Consider the following 17,854-nt stretch of genomic DNA (forward strand, 5'->3'; position numbering starts at 1 on the left):
TGTTTAGATAAATAGAACCACTCACCAGGTAAAGTTATGCAAAAAACAGTATTAATTACCGGCTGCTCCAGCGGCATTGGCCTGATTGCGGCACAAGACTTGAAAAACCGAGGCTATCGCGTCCTCGCCGCCTGCCGTAAGCCCGGTGACGTAGCAAAGATGACATCGTTGGGTCTGGAAGGTATTGAACTGGATTTGGATGACAGTGCCAGTGTCGAACGCGCGGCAGCACAAGTTATTGAACTGACAGGCGGGCGCTTGTATGGTTTGTTTAATAATGGTGGTTTTGGTCTGTACGGCCCATTACAGACAATTTCACGCCAGCAGTTGGAAAAACAATTTTCCACCAATCTGTTTGGCACCCATCAATTGACGCAGCTTTTACTGCCCGCCATGCTACCTCATGGTGAAGGGCGCATTATTCAAACCAGTTCAGTGATGGGATTGGTTTCAACTGCTGGCCGTGGCGCCTATGCTGCCAGTAAATATGCGTTAGAAGCCTGGTCTGATGCATTACGAATGGAACTGCATGACAGCGGAGTTCATGTCAGTTTGATTGAACCAGGCCCGATAAGCACTCATTTCACACAAAATGTGAATCAGGCCCAAGTTGATAAGCCGGTGAATAACCCCGGTATTGCGAAGCGCTTTACACTGCCACCAGAAGCGATTTTGCCGAAATTGCGTCACGCGCTAGAAAGCCCGCGCCCGCAATTGCGATATCCAGTCACCTTAGTGGCTCATGCATTGACAATATTGCGCCGGATTTTACCGGGCCGGATGTTGGATAAAGTCCTGCGTGGCAACTCTTGATAATAGTGATGAGGGTTGAAGCAACATAATTTTCCCCAATTAACTGCTATACCCTAAATAATTCGAGTGGCAGGAAGGCGACAAGTGAATGACAAATTGGTTGTAAACCATTTTGAACAGCGCTTGTGCTGACTCGCAGAGTGAGTCTCTAGGAGACTTAGAATCCCGATGAGTTGACGCCAGTCAATGATTCGGGTCAACGAGAGCAGCCAACACACATGCAGCTTGAAGTATGACGGGTATAAAACGGATGAGAGAAATAATTCATGCTAGCACCTACAACAATTGATATTAACGAAGCAAACCTACACCAAACCTTAGAACAATCCATGACAGCACCGGTGCTGTTCTATTTTTGGTCTGAACGCAGCCAGCACTGTCTGCAACTCACTCCAGTACTGGATAAATTGGCCGCTGAGTACGCAGGCCAATTCATTCTGGCGCGAGTCGATTGCGATGCGCAGCAGATGGTAGCTTCACAATTTGGTTTGCGCTCAATTCCGGCCGTTTATCTGTTTAAAGACGGACAGCCGGTTGATGGCTTCCAAGGGCCACAACCAGAAGAAGTTATCCGCGAATTATTGCAACGGGTATTACCGAAGCCTGAAGAGTTGAAAGCGGCCGAAGCGGCACAGTTAATAAGCGAGGGTAACGTACAAGAAGCACTACCACTGCTGAAAGAAGCCTGGCAGTTGATGCAGCAAAGCCATAATCCACAAACCAGCGATATTGCGCTGCAACTGGCTGAGGTACAAATTCAGCTCAATCGTAGTGAAGATGCTGAAAGCGTATTGGCAACTATACCACTGCAAGACCGTGATAGCCGTTATCAGGGGCTGATTGCACAAATCGAGTTGCTCAAACAAGCCGCCGACACACCAGAAATTCAGCAACTCCAACAACAAGTCGCTGAACAGCCAGATAACGTCGAACTGGCCGTTCAGTTAGCACTGCAACTGCATCAGGTCGGCCGTAACGAAGAAGCACTGGAGTTGTTGCTAGGCCACTTGAAGCAAGATCTGGCAGCTGCGAACGGTACCGCGCGTAAGACATTAATGGATATTTTGGCCGCATTAGGTACTGGCGATGCACTGGCGGCTAAATACCGCCGTCAGCTTTATGCATTGCTGTATTAACAAGCGCTTTTAACGATCATTTTCCGTCCGACTTGTTATCATTATTTGCTACTGCGCGGGGCCAACCCGCGCTGTTTTATTCTGCCACAACCTGACTTTCTCTCATTTACACGCTTTTACCTGCCTTTCGTTAGGCATTTAGCGCCCCGTCACGTAATATTAAGATACAAAAATCATTGCTGACAGGAAGTTAAATATGTTTACGGTTATCCCTGTTCTTATCGTTGTAGCTCTGATTGTGGTCTTTTCCTCAATCAAAATCGTCCCACAAGGTTTTCAATGGACAGTCGAGCGTTTTGGCCGTTATACCAAAACACTGATGCCTGGCCTGAATATCGTCGTGCCATTTATGGATCGTATTGGTCGTAAAATCAATATGATGGAACAGGTTCTGGATATTCCATCCCAAGAAATCATTTCCCGCGACAACGCCAATGTGGCGATTGATGCCGTCTGCTTTATTCAGGTTATTGACCCGGTGAAAGCCGCATATGAAGTCAGCAATTTGGAACTGGCTATCGTCAACTTGACCATGACCAACTTCCGTACTGTTTTGGGTTCTATGGAGCTGGATGAAATGTTGTCCCAACGCGACAACATCAACAGCCGCCTGCTGCATATCGTCGATGAAGCTACCAACCCGTGGGGCATTAAAATTACCCGTATTGAAATCCGTGATGTGCGCCCACCGACTGAGCTTATTTCTGCGATGAATGCCCAGATGAAAGCTGAACGTACTAAACGTGCAGATATTCTGGAAGCCGAAGGGGTTCGTCAAGCAGCCATTTTGCGTGCTGAAGGCGAGAAACAATCACAAATTCTGAAAGCCGAAGGTGAACGTCAGTCTGCATTCTTGCAAGCAGAAGCTCGTGAACGTGCGGCAGAAGCGGAAGCTCAAGCAACCAAAATGGTTTCTGAAGCTATTGCTGCCGGTGATATTCAAGCCATTAACTACTTTGTGGCACAGAAATACACCGACGCCCTACAACACATTGGTTCGGCCAATAATAGCAAAGTCATTATGATGCCACTGGAAGCCAGCAACCTGATGGGAGCTATCGGTGGTATTGCAGAGCTGATTGGCGAGAGTAAAAACAGCCGGGGTAAATAACCATGCTGGAGGAAATTGCAGCAAATCCAAACTGGTTTTGGCTATCACTCGGCGGCCTATTACTGGCAGCCGAGATGCTAGGAGCCAGTGGTTATATGCTGTGGAGCGGTGTCGCTGCCGTGGTGGTCGGTATTCTGGTCTGGCTTTTTCCCTTTAGCTGGGAGATGCAAGGCGTACTATTTGCTGTTTTGACAGTCGTGTCAGCCATCTTGTGGTGGTATTGGCTAAGTAAGCGCACCAAGCCACAACCCGCGATGTTGAATCAACGTAATCATCAATTGCTGGGAACGCGGGCTACCCTGATGGAACCGACAGTTGATGGCTACGGCCGCATGAAGGTGGGTGATAGCAGTTGGCGCATTTACAGCGCTAATGAACTAAGTGTCGGCACCGAAGTTGAAGTGATACTAGTAGAAGGCAATACCTTGCACGTAAGGGCTGTTCATCACTAAGACATTGAAAAGGCGTATTTATTTTGATACGCCTTTCACATAACATTAACCAACTTTCTGTTTTTCATTCCCATGGCAACACCCTGCCAAATTATTGATAATCGGGCAATCAGCACCTTCATCCCCTGGGCACTCGTCTGCCAAAGCCAATAAACGTAATCGCATCTGATTAAGATCATTAATATGTTTCTCGATTTCCGCTACCTTTTGCAACGTTGCAGCTTTCACATCCGCACTGTGACGAGCGGGGTTATGAAACAATGCCAGCAGCTCGCGGCATTCATCTAGTGTAAAGCCGACCTGCCGTGCCTGACGCAAAAGTGTTAACTCTTCGATATGTTTGGTGCTGTAGCTTCGATAACCATTATCCGTGCGGATAGGCGGTGTCACCAGTTTCTTTTCTTCGTAAAAACGAATGGCCTTACTGGTTAGACCGGTTTTTTTTGCGATATCGCTAATATTCATGCGTCTCCCTTGACCTTCCCCTTGCTGGAAGGTTTAACCTTTATAATTAATGAAAGCAAGGATGTCAGTCAAGCGGAACATACCCTAAATAATTCGAGTTGTAGGAAGGCGACAACTGAGTAAATCCCCAAGAGCTTAGCTGAGTCAGTGACTGGGGTGCGACGGCAGTCAACGCGGATACGACTTGAAGTATGGCGAGTATAAAACCTGTGCAGATCAACGTCCGTTATTGCCCTACATAAGGGATATGACTGGGAATACCGACTAAACTTATCCCGACAAATTTATGGATAGGTTCCCTACTCGATAAGGAGTCAACTATGTTGCAAACCACAATACTGGCCTTACACGGCCTCTCCTGTATGAATTGTGCCAAACGCGTAAAAACGGCATTAGAAAGCCGTGAAGATGTTCATCATGCAGAAGTGAATGTGCATTATGCCAAGGTGACGGGCGAAGCCGAAACCACCACACTGATTGATACGGTTAAACAAGCGGGTTATCAGGCAGAAGAAGCTCAAACTCCTGATGTTGAATTACAGCTCTCTGGCTTGAGTTGTGGGCACTGTACCGAATCTACGCGTAAAGCGCTGGAAGCTGTTCCCGGTGTGATTGCAGCAGAAGTGTCACTCGATAGCGCCAAAGTGTATGGCAAAGTTGAGGCGCAAACGTTAATTGATGCTGTGGAGCAAGCAGGCTATCACGCCACACTGTCAGGGGCGCAATCCCCAAAAACTGAGCCGCTGACTCACCCAGCCCCATCTTCGCCGGAATATCTGGCAGCGGCCTCTTCAACCATTCCGGCAGCGTCAACTGACATTAAAAATACGCAGCCCAGTTTGCCGATAGCAGAACCTGCTGATAATGACAGTGTTCAGCTGTTATTGACCGGGATGAGCTGTGCCAGTTGTGTATCTAAAGTACAAAATGCACTGCAAAGTGTTGATGGTGTTGAAGTCGCACGAGTCAATCTGGCGGAGCGCAGTGCATTAGTCACAGGTCACCCTAGCAATGAGGCACTGATTGCTGCAGTCAAAAATGCCGGTTATGGTGCTGAAATTATTGAAGATGAAACAGAGCGACGCGAGCGACAACAGCAAATGTCGCAAGCCAGTATGAAGCGTTTTCAGTGGCAAGCAGCATTGGGGCTGTTATTGGGTATTCCATTGATGGGATGGGGCTTACTTGGCGGTAGCATGACGCTAACCCCTGAGACTCAAATGCCCTGGCTGATAGTTGGGATAATTACCCTGCTGGTGATGATATTTGCCGGTGGACATTTTTATCGTAATGCCTGGGTCAGCCTAAAAAATGGTAGTGCCACCATGGACACCTTGGTAGCACTGGGTACCGGTGCGGCGTGGGTCTACTCCATCACGGTAAATATCTGGCCGGATGTCTTCCCGATGGAAGCCCGACATCTTTATTATGAAGCCAGTGCCATGATTATCGGTCTGATTAACCTTGGTCATGCGATGGAACAACGCGCAAGACAGCGCTCTTCCAATGCGCTGGAGCGGTTATTGGATTTGGCACCGCCGACTGCGCGGCTGGTTACCGATGAAGGTGAGAAACTCATCCCCTTAGCCGATGTACAGCTGGGTATGACCTTGCGTTTGACCACAGGTGACCGTGTGCCGGTTGATGGTGAGATTGTACAAGGGGAGGTGTGGATGGATGAGGCCATGTTGACTGGCGAACCTATCCCACAACAAAAGTCCACCGGTGATGTTGTCCATGCCGGGACGCAAGTACAGGATGGCACGGTGCTGTTTCGCGCCAATGCTATCGGCAGCCAAACAACATTAGCACGTATCATTAAGTTGGTGCGTCAGGCCCAAAGCAGTAAACCAGAGATTGGTAAGCTGGCCGATAGGATCTCCGCGGTATTTGTGCCAACGGTGGTCGCTATTGCCGTTATTGCTGGATTGATTTGGTATTTCTTCGGCCCGCAACCGCAATTAGTCTATACCTTGGTGGTCGCCACGACAGTGCTGATTATCGCCTGCCCTTGTGCGCTTGGGCTGGCCACGCCAATGTCAATCATCTCGGGCGTGGGTCGGGCGGCTGAATTTGGTGTATTAGTACGTGATGCTGATGCTTTGCAACAGGCCAGTAATCTCGACACCTTGGTGTTCGACAAAACCGGCACTCTGACCGAAGGGCATCCGCAAGTGGTCGCCATTCATACCTTTAATGGGGTCAGTGAGCAACAAGCGCTGGTATGGGCTGCCGCGTTAGAAACCGGCTCGAATCACCCGCTGGCACGCGCCATTTTACAACGCGCCGAGGGACTGACACTGGGAACGGTCAACCAATTCCGCACATTACGTGGTTTAGGTGTGAGCGGCGAGGTTGATGGCGTGACACTGCTGCTGGGGAATAATCGTCTGCTGGAGGAACAACAGATTGATACCACGGAATTGCAATCATTAATACAGCAACAAGCTGAAAGTGGTGCAACTCCGGTGATTCTGACAGCACAAGGTAAGCCTGCGGCACTGCTATCAATACGCGACCCACTGCGCAGTGACAGTATCAGCGCATTGCAACGTTTACATCAGCGAGGGTACAACTTGGTGATGTTAACCGGGGACAATCCTATTACTGCCAATGCCATTGCCAAAGAAGCAGGTATTGATCAGGTGATCGCCGGAGTTCTACCTGATGGCAAAGCTGAAGCTATCAAGCAACTGCAAGCAGCCGGGCATAAAGTGGCCATGATTGGTGATGGTATTAATGATGCGCCGGCACTGGCGCAAGCCGATGTCGGGATTGCCATGGGAGGCGGCAGTGATATTGCGATTGAAACTGCGGCTATTACCTTGATGCGCCATAGCCTGCATGGGGTTGCTGATGCTGTTGAGCTTTCCAAAGCAACATTGCGCAATATGAAACAAAACCTATTGGGCGCATTTTTCTACAATGCGCTGGGGATCCCAATTGCTGCGGGTATTCTATTCCCGTTCACCGGCACATTACTCAGTCCAGTAGTTGCGGGTGCGGCGATGGCACTGTCGTCTATTACTGTGGTCAGCAACGCTAACCGCCTATTGCGTTTTAAACCTAAACAATAAAAACTCGGTGGCGCACAATACTTTCTTGTGCGCCACTAAGCGTTTAGGATACAGAAAACGCTAAAAGGGAAGCATATAGGCATGGGCCAATTATTACGCCGCATCGCAAAATTTTTAGGTGTTTGTGCGCCAGCGACTTACTCCTACCCCGCTTTAGATGTCACTCTAGCCGGTGAACGCCACCTGCATCTGGTCGGCAGCATCCATATGGGAACCGAAGGCATGTTTCCCCTCCCTCACGAATTGCTGAATAAATTGAATCAGGCTGATGCGCTGATAGTAGAAGCGGATATCACTGACGCAACCTCACCGTTTAGTAACGAAAATCTGGCCGTTCCGTTGATTGACCGATTATCTGAAGAGCAGTACCAACAATTTTTGCAACGCTGCGAAGAACTGGATAATGACCCTCTGTTCATGGCCTTTCTGCCCGCATGGCAAGTCGCCTTGATGCTTCAGGCCCGACAAGCCCAACGTTTGGGATTACGCGGCGAATACGGTATCGATTACCAATTACTGAAAGCAGCCGCAGCGCAGAAGAAAACCATTATTGAGCTAGAAGGCGCGCAAATGCAGCTCGATTTACTGGAAACACTGCCCGACAACGGCATGCCTTTACTGCTCGATACCTTAACTCACTGGCACACCAACGCTCGTCTGCTGCAAACCATGATTGGTTGGTGGTTGGAACATCATCCGGCTAATGACCTGTCCACTCTGGCCCCTACCTTTAGTCAGGGGTTATACGACGTACTGATGATACAGCGCAATAAACGCTGGCAGCAGCAGCTTGAACAACTGCCAGCTGGCGACTATGTGGTAGCGGTCGGCGCATTACATTTATATGGCGAAGGGAATCTTCCCGAACTCTTGCAGCCTCGCCGTCTGTAAAAAATACAAAAAAATGGCCGATATCTCTATCGGCCAGTCAAAGAGGAATTTTCATTATTTTAGTTATTAAGCCCTCATATTCCTTGCGGAAAATATGAGCAGCCAGTATAGGGTAGCAACCTGACGATTAGATTAGCAACTGACATTCATCATATATTGTATCTCTTCAGATCATTGTGCTGATTTTATTAGGTTAATTTTTAGTCCTGTGACAAAGATTGAGTGTAGGATATTCCAACTGAATAAATTTTCATTTTAAATTGGACGTTTATTATGACACCTGCAGTCGTTTTGCTGGAAAAACAAAAAGTTCCTTTCATATTGCACCCCTATCACCATGACGCCACAGAAACCAATTTTGGTGATGAAGCGGTAAAAAAACTGGGTCTCAATGCCGATCAAGTTTATAAAACATTGCTGGTTGCGTTAAATGGCGACGCCAAAAATCTGGCGGTTGCCGTCACGCCGGTAGCTACCCAACTTGATCTCAAGAAAGTGGCGCGTGCATTGGGGGCAAAAAAAGCCGAGATGGCGGATCCACAATTAGCGCAGCGCAGTACTGGCTATCTAGTTGGCGGTATCAGCCCATTGGGGCAGAAAAAAAGCTTACCCACTGTGATTGATAGTCCTGCTCAAGGCTATGCCACTATATTTGTTTCCGGCGGTAAGCGGGGGTTAGATATTGAATTAGCAGCAACAGACCTATGCCGTTTATTGCAGGGCACCTTTGCTGATATCGCGAAGCGGGATTGAGTCTTCAAAAATATGAAAGGGCTCAAAATAGCCCTTTCATATGAAATTAACTTATTGTCTATAAAGCTCTTTTACGTTAAATAAATCGTCATCACTGTGATTAGTTTTAAATGAGGAATATAACTCTATTGGACTCTTTAAATTTCCACTTTGCAAAACCGGCTTATGTATTGAGCCAAGATCACAGAAAGGCACCTCCCAGAGCGGCAATTGAGCACATCGTGTAAAACAGCTAGGTTGGTGGAAACACGCGAGTGCACTCGCAACAGGCAGAGCAGTGAGCACTGAAAAAATAATAACGATTTTATGAAAGCGCATAGTGAGCCTCCTGAATCTAATACCCAATAAATAACAAGTAACTTACTTACCATCTTTGGCTTAGCCCCCAGTGATATTATCTCACTTAGGTAAAATAGATTTTATAAACAGAAATATAAACAATATATCAACAAAAAAATTCTCTCTTAACGAACTTTGGTTTGTATATATCCGATGGCAGTCAGAATTATATAATAGGAGCCACTGACTACAGTGACTCCTTATCTATTTGATTATTTATAAACAATCTCGCCTTTCGGCTGATATTGACTGACATCCAGTGGCGAGTGCTTTTCAATATACTGTTTAAGCACTTCTGCGTCGATAAAACCGGTATTTACATAGCTCGGTAAAGTATCAATCTTCGGATAACCATCACCACCTAGCGCATTGAAATTCAAAGTTGCCAGACGATAAGTTTTATTCAGCTCTAGCGGTTTGCCTTGTATTTTGACGTCACTGACACCTTTGCCATCAGCGACTAAGCTAACATTGGCAAATTGTGCATACGCACCTGAATCGACTTTCTTATTGGCCACAACCGCCAGATACTTCTCAACTTCACTGCCTGTCATATCGGCATAAACAAGAGTATTGCCAAATGGCTGGACCTTGAGAACATCTTTATAGGTAATATCACCCGCGTCGATAGAGTCACGAACCCCACCACCACTCATCACCGCAAAATCAGCACCCGCACGTTCCATTTGTGCCGCCAATAGCAACCGCGCCAGATTGGTTTGCTCGAAACGCACTTTGCTGCGATCCCCTTCTAACTTGCCATTCACACTACCGACTTTGACATCCAACTGCGCTTTACCCTGTTGTTCAAATGGTGTCAGCAGCTTCAGCATTGACGGGTCTTGAGCAATCTCTTGCGTATAAAAGACTCGCTCACTGGTGCCATCAGCTTTCTCTATTTTTTTCTTCAAATTGATTGGAATTAACTGATAGCTCACTAACTTCAACTCACCATTACGGAATTTGAAGTCTGCCCGCCCTACATATTTACCCCATTCATGGGCCTGTACTATCCACGTTCCATTCTGCCGATCTGGGGCACAAGGCGTGCCTGGAACATAATCAGCCTGCTTATGGTTCTCACTAGCCATACAGACCGGATCCTGTGAGTGCCCACCCACAATCATATCCAGATAGCCCGCCGGTAAACTGCGCGCCATCTCGACATCACCTGGCGCATTCGACCCGTGTTTGCCATCATCATAATGGCCCATATGAGTCGCCGCGATGATAATGTCAGGCTTTTCAGTTTTTCTCAGTTGCTCGACAACTTGCTTTGCTTCTGTCGCAGGCACGCGGAATTGGATATCGGTGAAATACTCGGGATTGCCGATCTTAGCGGTATCATCTGTAGTTAAACCAATGACGGCAATCTTCACACCTTGCTTATCAAATAGGGCGTAAGGTTTGAATAATCGCTGTTGGGTGCTTTTCTGATAAATATTGGCTGATAATAATGGGAAAGTGGCCCATTTCTCTTGCTGGCGTAGCACACTCAGTGGATTATCAAACTCATGGTTACCGATAGCCATTGCATCATAACCGACCAAGTTCATACCGCGAAAATCAGGCTCGGCATCCTGTAAATCAGATTCCGGAACACCGGTATTGATATCCCCACCGGAGAGTAACAACAAGCTTCCCCCTTCTGCGGCAACTTGCTTGCGAATGTCATCAACTAAGGTTTTCTGTGCCGCCAGGCCATATTCGCCATGGTCATTTTGCCAGAAGTGGCCATGATGGTCATTGGTGTGCAGTATGGTGATATCGTAAGTTTTATCTTTTTCCCAGGCGGCAGCCCATCCCGGCACAAACGCCAGTGACACAGCTAAAGCAGCTGCTGTGGTCGATAATGAAAAACGCATCGCAAATCTCCATATTGTCGTTAAAACCAGCCTGTTCAACGCCAGTTTAATAAGTGAAAATGGGGTGAAAAATACCAATATCATGATAAATCAAGATCATACTGTGACAGGAGTCGTATTGTAGTTTGATGATCTATGGGTGAATTTCAGAATATTTGAATATATATCAAATTGTATCTGCTGTAGTAAAAATCATTCGATCTGCATAATATGTATTCATTACCAATATATTATTAACAGTGATAATTATTAGGCGAATACTCACTATGACCGATCGTTCTGAGACGGAACTCCCTCCCTCCGTCAATACCCAGCCCTTCGATAATACCCAGGTAAAGCGCACATCATTTTCCATCTTGGGTGCGATCAGCGTATCTCACTTACTTAACGATATGATCCAGTCGCTGATTCTGGCGATTTATCCTTTATTACAAGCTGAATTTTCTCTGAGTTTTGCGCAGATTGGATTAATCACCCTCACTTACCAACTGACAGCCTCATTATTACAGCCACTAATTGGTCTCTATACTGATAAGCATCCACAGCCCTATTCACTGCCAATTGGCATGGGTTTCACCTTATCAGGTATCTTACTGCTTGCAGTTGCCACGACTTTCCCGGTGGTTTTACTGGCAGCAGCATTAGTCGGAACCGGCTCTTCGGTCTTCCACCCAGAATCCTCGCGCGTCGCTCGCATGGCATCCGGTGGTCGTCACGGTATGGCTCAGTCTATTTTTCAAGTGGGGGGCAACTTCGGTAGCGCCCTTGGCCCACTATTAGCCGCTATCCTTATTGCACCTTACGGTAAAGGTAATGTAGGTTGGTTTTCACTCGCGGCACTGCTGGCTATTGTGGTGCTGTTACAGGTCAGTAAATGGTATCAACAGCAACAAAAAGCAACCTATGGCAAAGTAGTAAAAATCTCATCGGCCAAAATACTGCCTAAAAAGACGGTTATTAGCGCATTAGTTATCTTGATGGTGCTGATATTCTCTAAATACTTCTATTTGACCAGTATCAGTAGCTATTACACCTTTTATTTGATGCATAGATTCGGTGTTTCTGTACAAAATGCCCAAATACATTTGTTTGTGTTCTTATTTGCCGTTGCCGCAGGAACCATCATTGGCGGGCCTCTTGGCGATAGGATAGGTCGAAAATATGTTATTTGGGGGTCAATATTGGGCGTTGCACCATTTACCCTTATTTTACCCTACGTTTCTCTGTATTGGACGGGGGTTTTAACCGTGATCATTGGCCTTATCCTCGCCTCGGCCTTCTCGGCAATCCTGGTGTATGCACAAGAGCTTATCCCAGGGAAAGTAGGCATGGTATCTGGTCTATTCTTCGGTTTTGCTTTCGGTATGGGGGGGTTAGGTGCGGCTGTACTAGGGTATGTTGCTGATTTAACCAGTATTGAACTGGTTTATCAAATATGCGCCTTCTTACCATTACTGGGGATAATTACGGTCTTCCTGCCCAATATAGAAGATAAGTAATAGTAATAACCTTATAATCCCGACTGAGATATCTGTTTCAGTTGGGAGAGTTCCCTGTGTAATAGAGATAGAAACAGCAAATTCATCACAAACAACCACTTCAAACAATTTTCATGCCAAAGCTGACTTTTATCGATAAAAAATGAATTTTTATCGCGCATTGATCGCATAAATGCAATAAACTGATGTTATTGCTGTGAAATGCTTGCCGCCCTGCCGAACTAGAAGGAGTCTGGATGCACCATTCAACACCCTTAATTACCACGATCGTCGGAGGCCTTGTTCTCGCCTTCCTCTTGGGCACCTTGGCTCACCGTCTGCGCATCTCACCGCTGGTGGGCTACCTTGCAGCAGGGGTGCTGGCCGGGCCATTTACGCCGGGTTTCGTTGCTGATACCTCATTAGCACCAGAACTGGCTGAAATTGGTGTTATCTTGTTGATGTTTGGTGTCGGACTTCACTTCTCACTTAAAGACCTCCTCGCAGTAAAAGCCATCGCCATACCCGGTGCTGTGGCACAAATTGCCGTTGCCACCTTACTCGGGATGGGACTGTCTCATTTATTAGGCTGGGATTTGATGACGGGTTTTGTCTTCGGTCTTTGTCTATCAACAGCAAGTACCGTGGTATTACTGCGAGCTCTAGAAGAACGGCAACTCATAGATAGCCAGCGGGGGCAAATTGCTATTGGCTGGCTAATTGTCGAAGATTTGGCGATGGTACTCACATTAGTGCTATTACCCGCCTTTGCCGGAGTGATGGGTAACGAAACCACCAGTCTCAGCCAGTTATTCACTGAATTAGCAATAACCATCGGTAAAGTCATTGCCTTCATTACGCTGATGATTGTTGTCGGTCGGCGTTTGGTCCCCTGGATACTGGCTAAAACCGCCAGTACCGGTTCCCGTGAGCTATTTACCTTGGCAGTGCTGGTATTAGCGCTTGGCATTGCTTACGGCGCTGTAGGGCTGTTCGATGTATCCTTTGCTCTCGGTGCATTCTTCGCAGGAATGGTATTGAATGAATCAGAGCTCAGCCACCGTGCGGCGCAAGATACCTTACCGTTACGTGATGCATTCGCCGTACTGTTCTTCGTTTCAGTTGGGATGCTGTTCGATCCAATGATTTTGCTACGCGAACCATTAGCTGTACTGGCTTCACTGGCTATCATCATCTTCGGCAAATCAGCGGCAGCGTTTATATTAGTGAGGATGTTTGGTCACTCAAAACGCACAGCACTCACTATTTCGGTCAGCCTGGCGCAAATCGGAGAATTTGCCTTTATTCTCGCCGGGCTTGGGATTTCTCTCGGTTTAATGTCTGAGCATGGCCGTAATCTAGTGCTGGCGAGCGCAATTTTGTCCATTATGCTCAACCCGTTACTGTTTACACTATTAGATCGTTATTTGGCTAAAAACGAGACTATGGAAGATCTGATTCTGGAAGAGGCTGTCGAAGAGGAAAAGCAAATTCCGGTAGATTTGTGCAATCATGCACTGTTAGTCGGTTATGGTCGGGTGGGGAGTTTATTAGGTGCAAAACTACACGCTGAAGGGATTCCATTAGTGGTCGTTGAGAACTCTCGACCAAGAGTTGAAGCGCTACGTGAACAAGGTATTAATGCGGTATTAGGTAATGCTGCAAGTGCAGATATTATGTCACTGGCTCGTTTGGATTGTGCCCGCTGGTTATTACTGACCATACCGAATGGCTACGAAGCTGGAGAAATTGTCGCCTCCGCCAGAATTAAACGGCCTGATCTTGAGATAATTGCTCGCGCACATTATGACGACGAAGTGGTTTATATCTCGGATCGTGGTGCGAACCAGGTCGTGATGGGCGAACGTGAAATTGCTAACAGTATGCTTAATATGTTGAAGATAGAAACGCTGACTGAAGAAGACAAACGCCCGCTTTGCCCAATTTAAAAACATCTCAGTGTTAGCAAGTTATAAACCAATAGGGCCAGCATATGCTGGCCCTATTCACTATTTGATGACAATTATCTTTCCCAGTACGACTCTTCCAAACTGTCTTCCCGCTCAGGCAAACCACGCGTTAAACGCGGTGAATGCTGATTCAGCACTTGATAACTAACTCGATTGGCATATTTACACACTTGTGCCAATGAAGAGTAGCTGAGGTAGCTACGTACATGTTTGCTAGAGTTAGGGACATTATTGCGATGATAGCCATTGGCAGCAATATCATGCAGCACCGCTGATAAAGCGCCATCCCCTGCCCCATTAGTATTCATTATTTTCTCAGGGCCGCCCATATAGGGAGCAATATGCGAATAAATTCGTAATGGGTTATCGCAATGTTCTTTACGCATTGCACGGCTGAATTCATACAAGTTAAATTCAGCAATCGCACCGGGTAATAATGGGTGCTGAGTTTGGCGCTTATTAGCCTCTTCCGTATAGCCCGCCATATAAAGACCATTAGGACCAGCGGTACAAAGCACTAAATCAACCCAGTTCAAGGCCATATCTGAAGCCATCAGCGGATCATTAAGCCCAGTCAGTTCAAAAGCTTCATCTTCATTCATCGCTACTATAGAGATATTCTCTTTAAGAAAATCACGCCACCACTGCGGATTATCTGCAATAACGTATTTTGTCCCTAGTGTCATCACCACAGGAACATTGTATTTCTTCGCATAACAGATAGCTTGCATCGTCGCCTCAGGCATTGGTTCGCCCGGTTTACAACGCACCAAATAAGCGGTAAGAACCAATGCCGATGCGCCTGCGATAATATCTTCAGGGATACTTTCCGGTCGTAGTTGATTCATTTGACCGGGGCTGATCGCAAATGTGCGTTCACCATTATCCGTAATGAGAGTGAAACAGCGACCAATCGCACCATCAACTGCCTGTAAATAGTTCAAGTCAGTGCGACTCGAGGTATTACACAGATAACGATAGGCATAACTACCAATTTTGATATTGCTACACATCGTGCCTAATAAGATAGAGCGGTCATCGGCCAAAACAGAATAATTGTGTAACGTATTACCAATGGTTCCCCCCGCAAATTCATGCGTTATTAACCCATTGGTCGTCAGTTCCTGATAAAGGCGTTCAGCAGCATCATCCTCAATAACCAAAGAGTGCCCCTGACTAAGACCATATCGCGTAATAAAGTCCTCATCGACCTTCGCTTCAATATCAACCAACGTCTGATCAATACCAACGATATAAGACGTGCTCACTTCATTTTCCATCTGAGCCGGTTGCAATAAAGGGTCGCGAGCATTAACAGGAAAATAGTGCTTAGATTTGCGTTTACCAGGAAATTTCATTGTTGTTTGTTACAGGATTAGGGATGAAAAGATAAGGGATTCTAGCACAGCTGACCAAGTATTCAGCGAACATAACCATTTGGATTAGATTGCTGCCAATTCCATGCATCTTGTAGCATGTCAGTTAAATTTCTTTTGGCCTTCCACTCTAATTCCTTAAAAGCAAGCTCTGGGCTGGCCCAACACTCAGCAATATCGCCAGGACGACGAGCCACAATTTCATAAGGAATTTTTTTGCCTGATATCCGCTCAAACTCTGCAATCATCTCTAACACTGAATGCCCAACACCTGAGCCAAGATTATAAGCCTTAAATCCATGCGTTAGATTATTAAGCGCACAAAGATGCCCCTCGGCAAGATCCATAACATGGATATAATCCCGAACACCTGAACCATCAACGGTAGAGTAATCATTACCATACACTGCTAATTTGGGAAGTTTACCAATCGCAACTTGAGTAATGAATGGTAGTAAATTATTAGGCTTCCCATTTGGATCCTCCCCAATTAGCCCTGATGTATGAGCACCAACAGGATTAAAATACCGCAGCGCTCTTATAGAGAAATCAGGATAAGCAAAAGAGAAATCCTTCAATATCTGCTCAACCATGACCTTTGATGAACCATAAGGATTTGTAGTTCCTCCAATACGAGCATCTTCAGTCAAGGGAATAAACTCAGGATCACCATACACAGTCGCAGAAGAGCTAAATATTAATTTTTTTACGCCAGAGATGGTCATTTCTTCGAGCAAAATAATCGAGCCTGTTACATTGTTTTGATAATACTCAATGGGCTTAACTACAGACTCCCCCACTGATTTCAAACCTGCAAAATGAATAACAGAATCAATTTTATGTTCCAAAAATATTTTCTTAAGGCAATTTCTATCTAATACATCACCTTGGTAAAATACGGGTGTACGGCCCGTAATTTTAGATACGCGTAACAATGACTCAGCTGAAGCATTAGATAAATTATCTAATACAACAACATTTTCTCCATTCTCTAACAGAGCAAGTACCGTGTGCGATCCAATATAACCTGCACCACCCGTTACTAAAATAGTCATAACTCACCTATTAAATTTAAGAAACCAGACAAATCCATTATCCAAGAATAATTTTTCTACATTTATCTTTTACGCTATTTATATCAAATTTATTCTTTTGCTTCTGTGCTTCTTTATAGAATGAATCATAATTTGAAAATACAGTATTAAGAGCGGAATTTAATTCCTCTATCGTATTACCAATTAAGATGCCATTTTTACTAACGACCTCACTGCAACCACCGACGTCACTCAAAATAACCGGTAGACTGGCACTGGTAGCTTCAATTGCGGCCATAGGTAAACCTTCACTTTCTGATGTTAATACAAACACATCATACTCATGAAATCTGTCGAATCCTTTGATCTCACCGTAAAAATGAATATTGTCATAACTAGAATATTCTTTCTTAAGATCCTGAAAATACTCTCCATCACCAACGATATCGAGGTCAAAATTAGGATTAGCAGCAGCGACTTTTAAAATTAAATCAGGACGTTTTGGATAAGCTAATCGACAGACATAAATAATTTTATTTTGGCAGGGACGGTTAGGTCGCTCAGTTAGTGGCGTTATAGCATTAAGCTGAGTTATTATTTTTTCAGATTTAATCCCAATAATCTTAATAGCCTTATCTGCATCACTCTGAGAAACACACCATACGACATCTGTAATGTATGATAGTAGTTTTTCAATATAACAAAATATGAATTTAAGTACATTACCATTGTAAATACATGACCATCCGTGAGAAACATACACACCACGGAAACGCAGGAATAAACGGACTAACCGACTGTAAAGACCGGCATTGGCAGAACTGGAAACAACAATATCAATCTTATTTTCTTTAAGAGTTTTATACAAAACGTAAATGGCCTTAATACTAGCCATTTTTCTTATCTCTGGAATAATAACAATTTTGTCACAGACAATAGTTTCAGTTAACCAGCCCGATTCAGAGGTTATTAAAATAATTTTACAATCGTCTTTGAGTAGTTTGACTTGCTCCAAAACCCAACCTTGAGCACCACCAATGATTGATTTAGTAATTACAAATGCAATATTCTTCATATCAATTCCATAAACAATA

At 45.5% G+C, this 17,854-nt stretch carries 14 protein-coding genes; 9 read left to right on the forward strand and 5 right to left on the reverse strand.

All coding sequences use genetic code 11. The annotated features are described in order from the left end of the window. Window positions 1-36 precede the first annotated feature (36 nt). From ACF3VQ_RS15025 to ACF3VQ_RS15040, 4 genes are all read left to right on the forward strand, one after another. Complete coding sequence (locus ACF3VQ_RS15025; protein WP_392431946.1) at window positions 37-813, forward strand: SDR family oxidoreductase; 777 nt, start codon at window positions 37-39, stop codon at window positions 811-813. Between the two features lie 266 nt (window positions 814-1,079). Beyond that, complete coding sequence (locus tag ACF3VQ_RS15030) at window positions 1,080-1,949, forward strand: co-chaperone YbbN (protein WP_392431947.1); 870 nt, start codon at window positions 1,080-1,082, stop codon at window positions 1,947-1,949. 196 nt (window positions 1,950-2,145) lie between these two features. Continuing rightward, the gene (locus ACF3VQ_RS15035) at window positions 2,146-3,060 is read left to right on the forward strand and encodes an SPFH domain-containing protein (protein WP_005158246.1); all 915 of its coding nucleotides are present in this window, start codon (window positions 2,146-2,148) and stop codon (window positions 3,058-3,060) included. 2 nt (window positions 3,061-3,062) lie between these two features. After that, window positions 3,063-3,512 carry an NfeD family protein gene (locus ACF3VQ_RS15040; RefSeq protein ID WP_392431948.1) on the forward strand — a complete coding sequence of 150 codons (450 nt, stop codon included), beginning with the start codon at window positions 3,063-3,065 and terminating at the stop codon, window positions 3,510-3,512. Window positions 3,513-3,557: 45 nt separating this feature from the next. On the opposite strand, the gene cueR is transcribed toward ACF3VQ_RS15040, so the two are convergent. After that, the gene (cueR, locus tag ACF3VQ_RS15045; RefSeq protein ID WP_392431949.1) at window positions 3,558-3,977 is read right to left on the reverse strand and encodes a Cu(I)-responsive transcriptional regulator; all 420 of its coding nucleotides are present in this window, start codon (window positions 3,975-3,977) and stop codon (window positions 3,558-3,560) included. Window positions 3,978-4,297: 320 nt separating this feature from the next. Between cueR and copA the strand changes: the two genes are divergently transcribed. The 3 genes from copA (at window position 4,298) to ybaK (ending at window position 8,698) form a co-directional block, all read left to right on the forward strand. Next, on the forward strand, window positions 4,298-7,054 hold the full coding sequence (gene copA, locus ACF3VQ_RS15050; protein WP_392431950.1) for a copper-exporting P-type ATPase CopA: 2,757 nt from the start codon (window positions 4,298-4,300) through the stop codon (window positions 7,052-7,054). 81 nt (window positions 7,055-7,135) lie between these two features. Then, window positions 7,136-7,945, forward strand: a complete 810-nt coding sequence (locus ACF3VQ_RS15055) for a TraB/GumN family protein (protein WP_392431951.1) — start codon at window positions 7,136-7,138, stop codon at window positions 7,943-7,945. Window positions 7,946-8,218: 273 nt separating this feature from the next. Continuing rightward, window positions 8,219-8,698 carry a Cys-tRNA(Pro)/Cys-tRNA(Cys) deacylase YbaK gene (gene ybaK / locus ACF3VQ_RS15060; protein ID WP_392431952.1) on the forward strand — a complete coding sequence of 160 codons (480 nt, stop codon included), beginning with the start codon at window positions 8,219-8,221 and terminating at the stop codon, window positions 8,696-8,698. A 551-nt stretch (window positions 8,699-9,249) separates the two neighbouring features. Here the strand turns inward: ybaK and ushA are convergent. Continuing rightward, window positions 9,250-10,902 (reverse strand): bifunctional UDP-sugar hydrolase/5'-nucleotidase UshA, encoded by a 1,653-nt coding sequence (gene ushA / locus ACF3VQ_RS15065; protein WP_392431953.1) that lies wholly within the window; start codon window positions 10,900-10,902, stop codon window positions 9,250-9,252. Between the two features lie 266 nt (window positions 10,903-11,168). Between ushA and ACF3VQ_RS15070 the strand changes: the two genes are divergently transcribed. Together ACF3VQ_RS15070 and ybaL are read left to right on the forward strand one after the other, a co-directional pair. Next, window positions 11,169-12,401 carry an MFS transporter gene (locus ACF3VQ_RS15070; RefSeq protein ID WP_392431954.1) on the forward strand — a complete coding sequence of 411 codons (1,233 nt, stop codon included), beginning with the start codon at window positions 11,169-11,171 and terminating at the stop codon, window positions 12,399-12,401. Between the two features lie 236 nt (window positions 12,402-12,637). Next, complete coding sequence (gene ybaL / locus ACF3VQ_RS15075; protein ID WP_392431955.1) at window positions 12,638-14,329, forward strand: YbaL family putative K(+) efflux transporter; 1,692 nt, start codon at window positions 12,638-12,640, stop codon at window positions 14,327-14,329. Window positions 14,330-14,403: 74 nt separating this feature from the next. Here the strand turns inward: ybaL and ACF3VQ_RS15080 are convergent, their stop codons facing one another. The 3 genes from ACF3VQ_RS15080 to ACF3VQ_RS15090 form a co-directional block, all read right to left on the reverse strand. Further along, window positions 14,404-15,708: an inosine/guanosine kinase gene (locus tag ACF3VQ_RS15080; RefSeq protein WP_392431956.1), complete on the reverse strand. Its 1,305-nt coding sequence runs from the start codon at window positions 15,706-15,708 to the stop codon at window positions 14,404-14,406. Between the two features lie 62 nt (window positions 15,709-15,770). Further along, the gene (gene galE / locus ACF3VQ_RS15085; RefSeq protein ID WP_392431957.1) at window positions 15,771-16,781 is read right to left on the reverse strand and encodes a UDP-glucose 4-epimerase GalE; all 1,011 of its coding nucleotides are present in this window, start codon (window positions 16,779-16,781) and stop codon (window positions 15,771-15,773) included. Between the two features lie 37 nt (window positions 16,782-16,818). Beyond that, window positions 16,819-17,835, reverse strand: a complete 1,017-nt coding sequence (locus tag ACF3VQ_RS15090) for a glycosyltransferase (protein ID WP_392431958.1) — start codon at window positions 17,833-17,835, stop codon at window positions 16,819-16,821. Between the last annotated feature and the right edge of the window lie 19 nt (window positions 17,836-17,854).

It is taken from the genome of Yersinia fenwicki, assembly GCF_043099325.1.
GTDB lineage: Bacteria > Pseudomonadota > Gammaproteobacteria > Enterobacterales > Enterobacteriaceae > Yersinia.

Coding starts and splice junctions, on each gene's coding strand:
- ACF3VQ_RS15025 (WP_392431946.1), top strand. CDS start 37: ATGCAAAAAACAGTATTAATTACCGGCTGCTCCAGCGGCATTGGCCTG.
- ACF3VQ_RS15030 (WP_392431947.1), top strand. CDS start 1,080: ATGCTAGCACCTACAACAATTGATATTAACGAAGCAAACCTACACCAA.
- ACF3VQ_RS15035 (WP_005158246.1), top strand. CDS start 2,146: ATGTTTACGGTTATCCCTGTTCTTATCGTTGTAGCTCTGATTGTGGTC.
- ACF3VQ_RS15040 (WP_392431948.1), top strand. CDS start 3,063: ATGCTGGAGGAAATTGCAGCAAATCCAAACTGGTTTTGGCTATCACTC.
- cueR (WP_392431949.1), bottom strand. CDS start 3,977: ATGAATATTAGCGATATCGCAAAAAAAACCGGTCTAACCAGTAAGGCC.
- copA (WP_392431950.1), top strand. CDS start 4,298: ATGTTGCAAACCACAATACTGGCCTTACACGGCCTCTCCTGTATGAAT.
- ACF3VQ_RS15055 (WP_392431951.1), top strand. CDS start 7,136: ATGGGCCAATTATTACGCCGCATCGCAAAATTTTTAGGTGTTTGTGCG.
- ybaK (WP_392431952.1), top strand. CDS start 8,219: ATGACACCTGCAGTCGTTTTGCTGGAAAAACAAAAAGTTCCTTTCATA.
- ushA (WP_392431953.1), bottom strand. CDS start 10,902: ATGCGTTTTTCATTATCGACCACAGCAGCTGCTTTAGCTGTGTCACTG.
- ACF3VQ_RS15070 (WP_392431954.1), top strand. CDS start 11,169: ATGACCGATCGTTCTGAGACGGAACTCCCTCCCTCCGTCAATACCCAG.
- ybaL (WP_392431955.1), top strand. CDS start 12,638: ATGCACCATTCAACACCCTTAATTACCACGATCGTCGGAGGCCTTGTT.
- ACF3VQ_RS15080 (WP_392431956.1), bottom strand. CDS start 15,708: ATGAAATTTCCTGGTAAACGCAAATCTAAGCACTATTTTCCTGTTAAT.
- galE (WP_392431957.1), bottom strand. CDS start 16,781: ATGACTATTTTAGTAACGGGTGGTGCAGGTTATATTGGATCGCACACG.
- ACF3VQ_RS15090 (WP_392431958.1), bottom strand. CDS start 17,835: ATGAAGAATATTGCATTTGTAATTACTAAATCAATCATTGGTGGTGCT.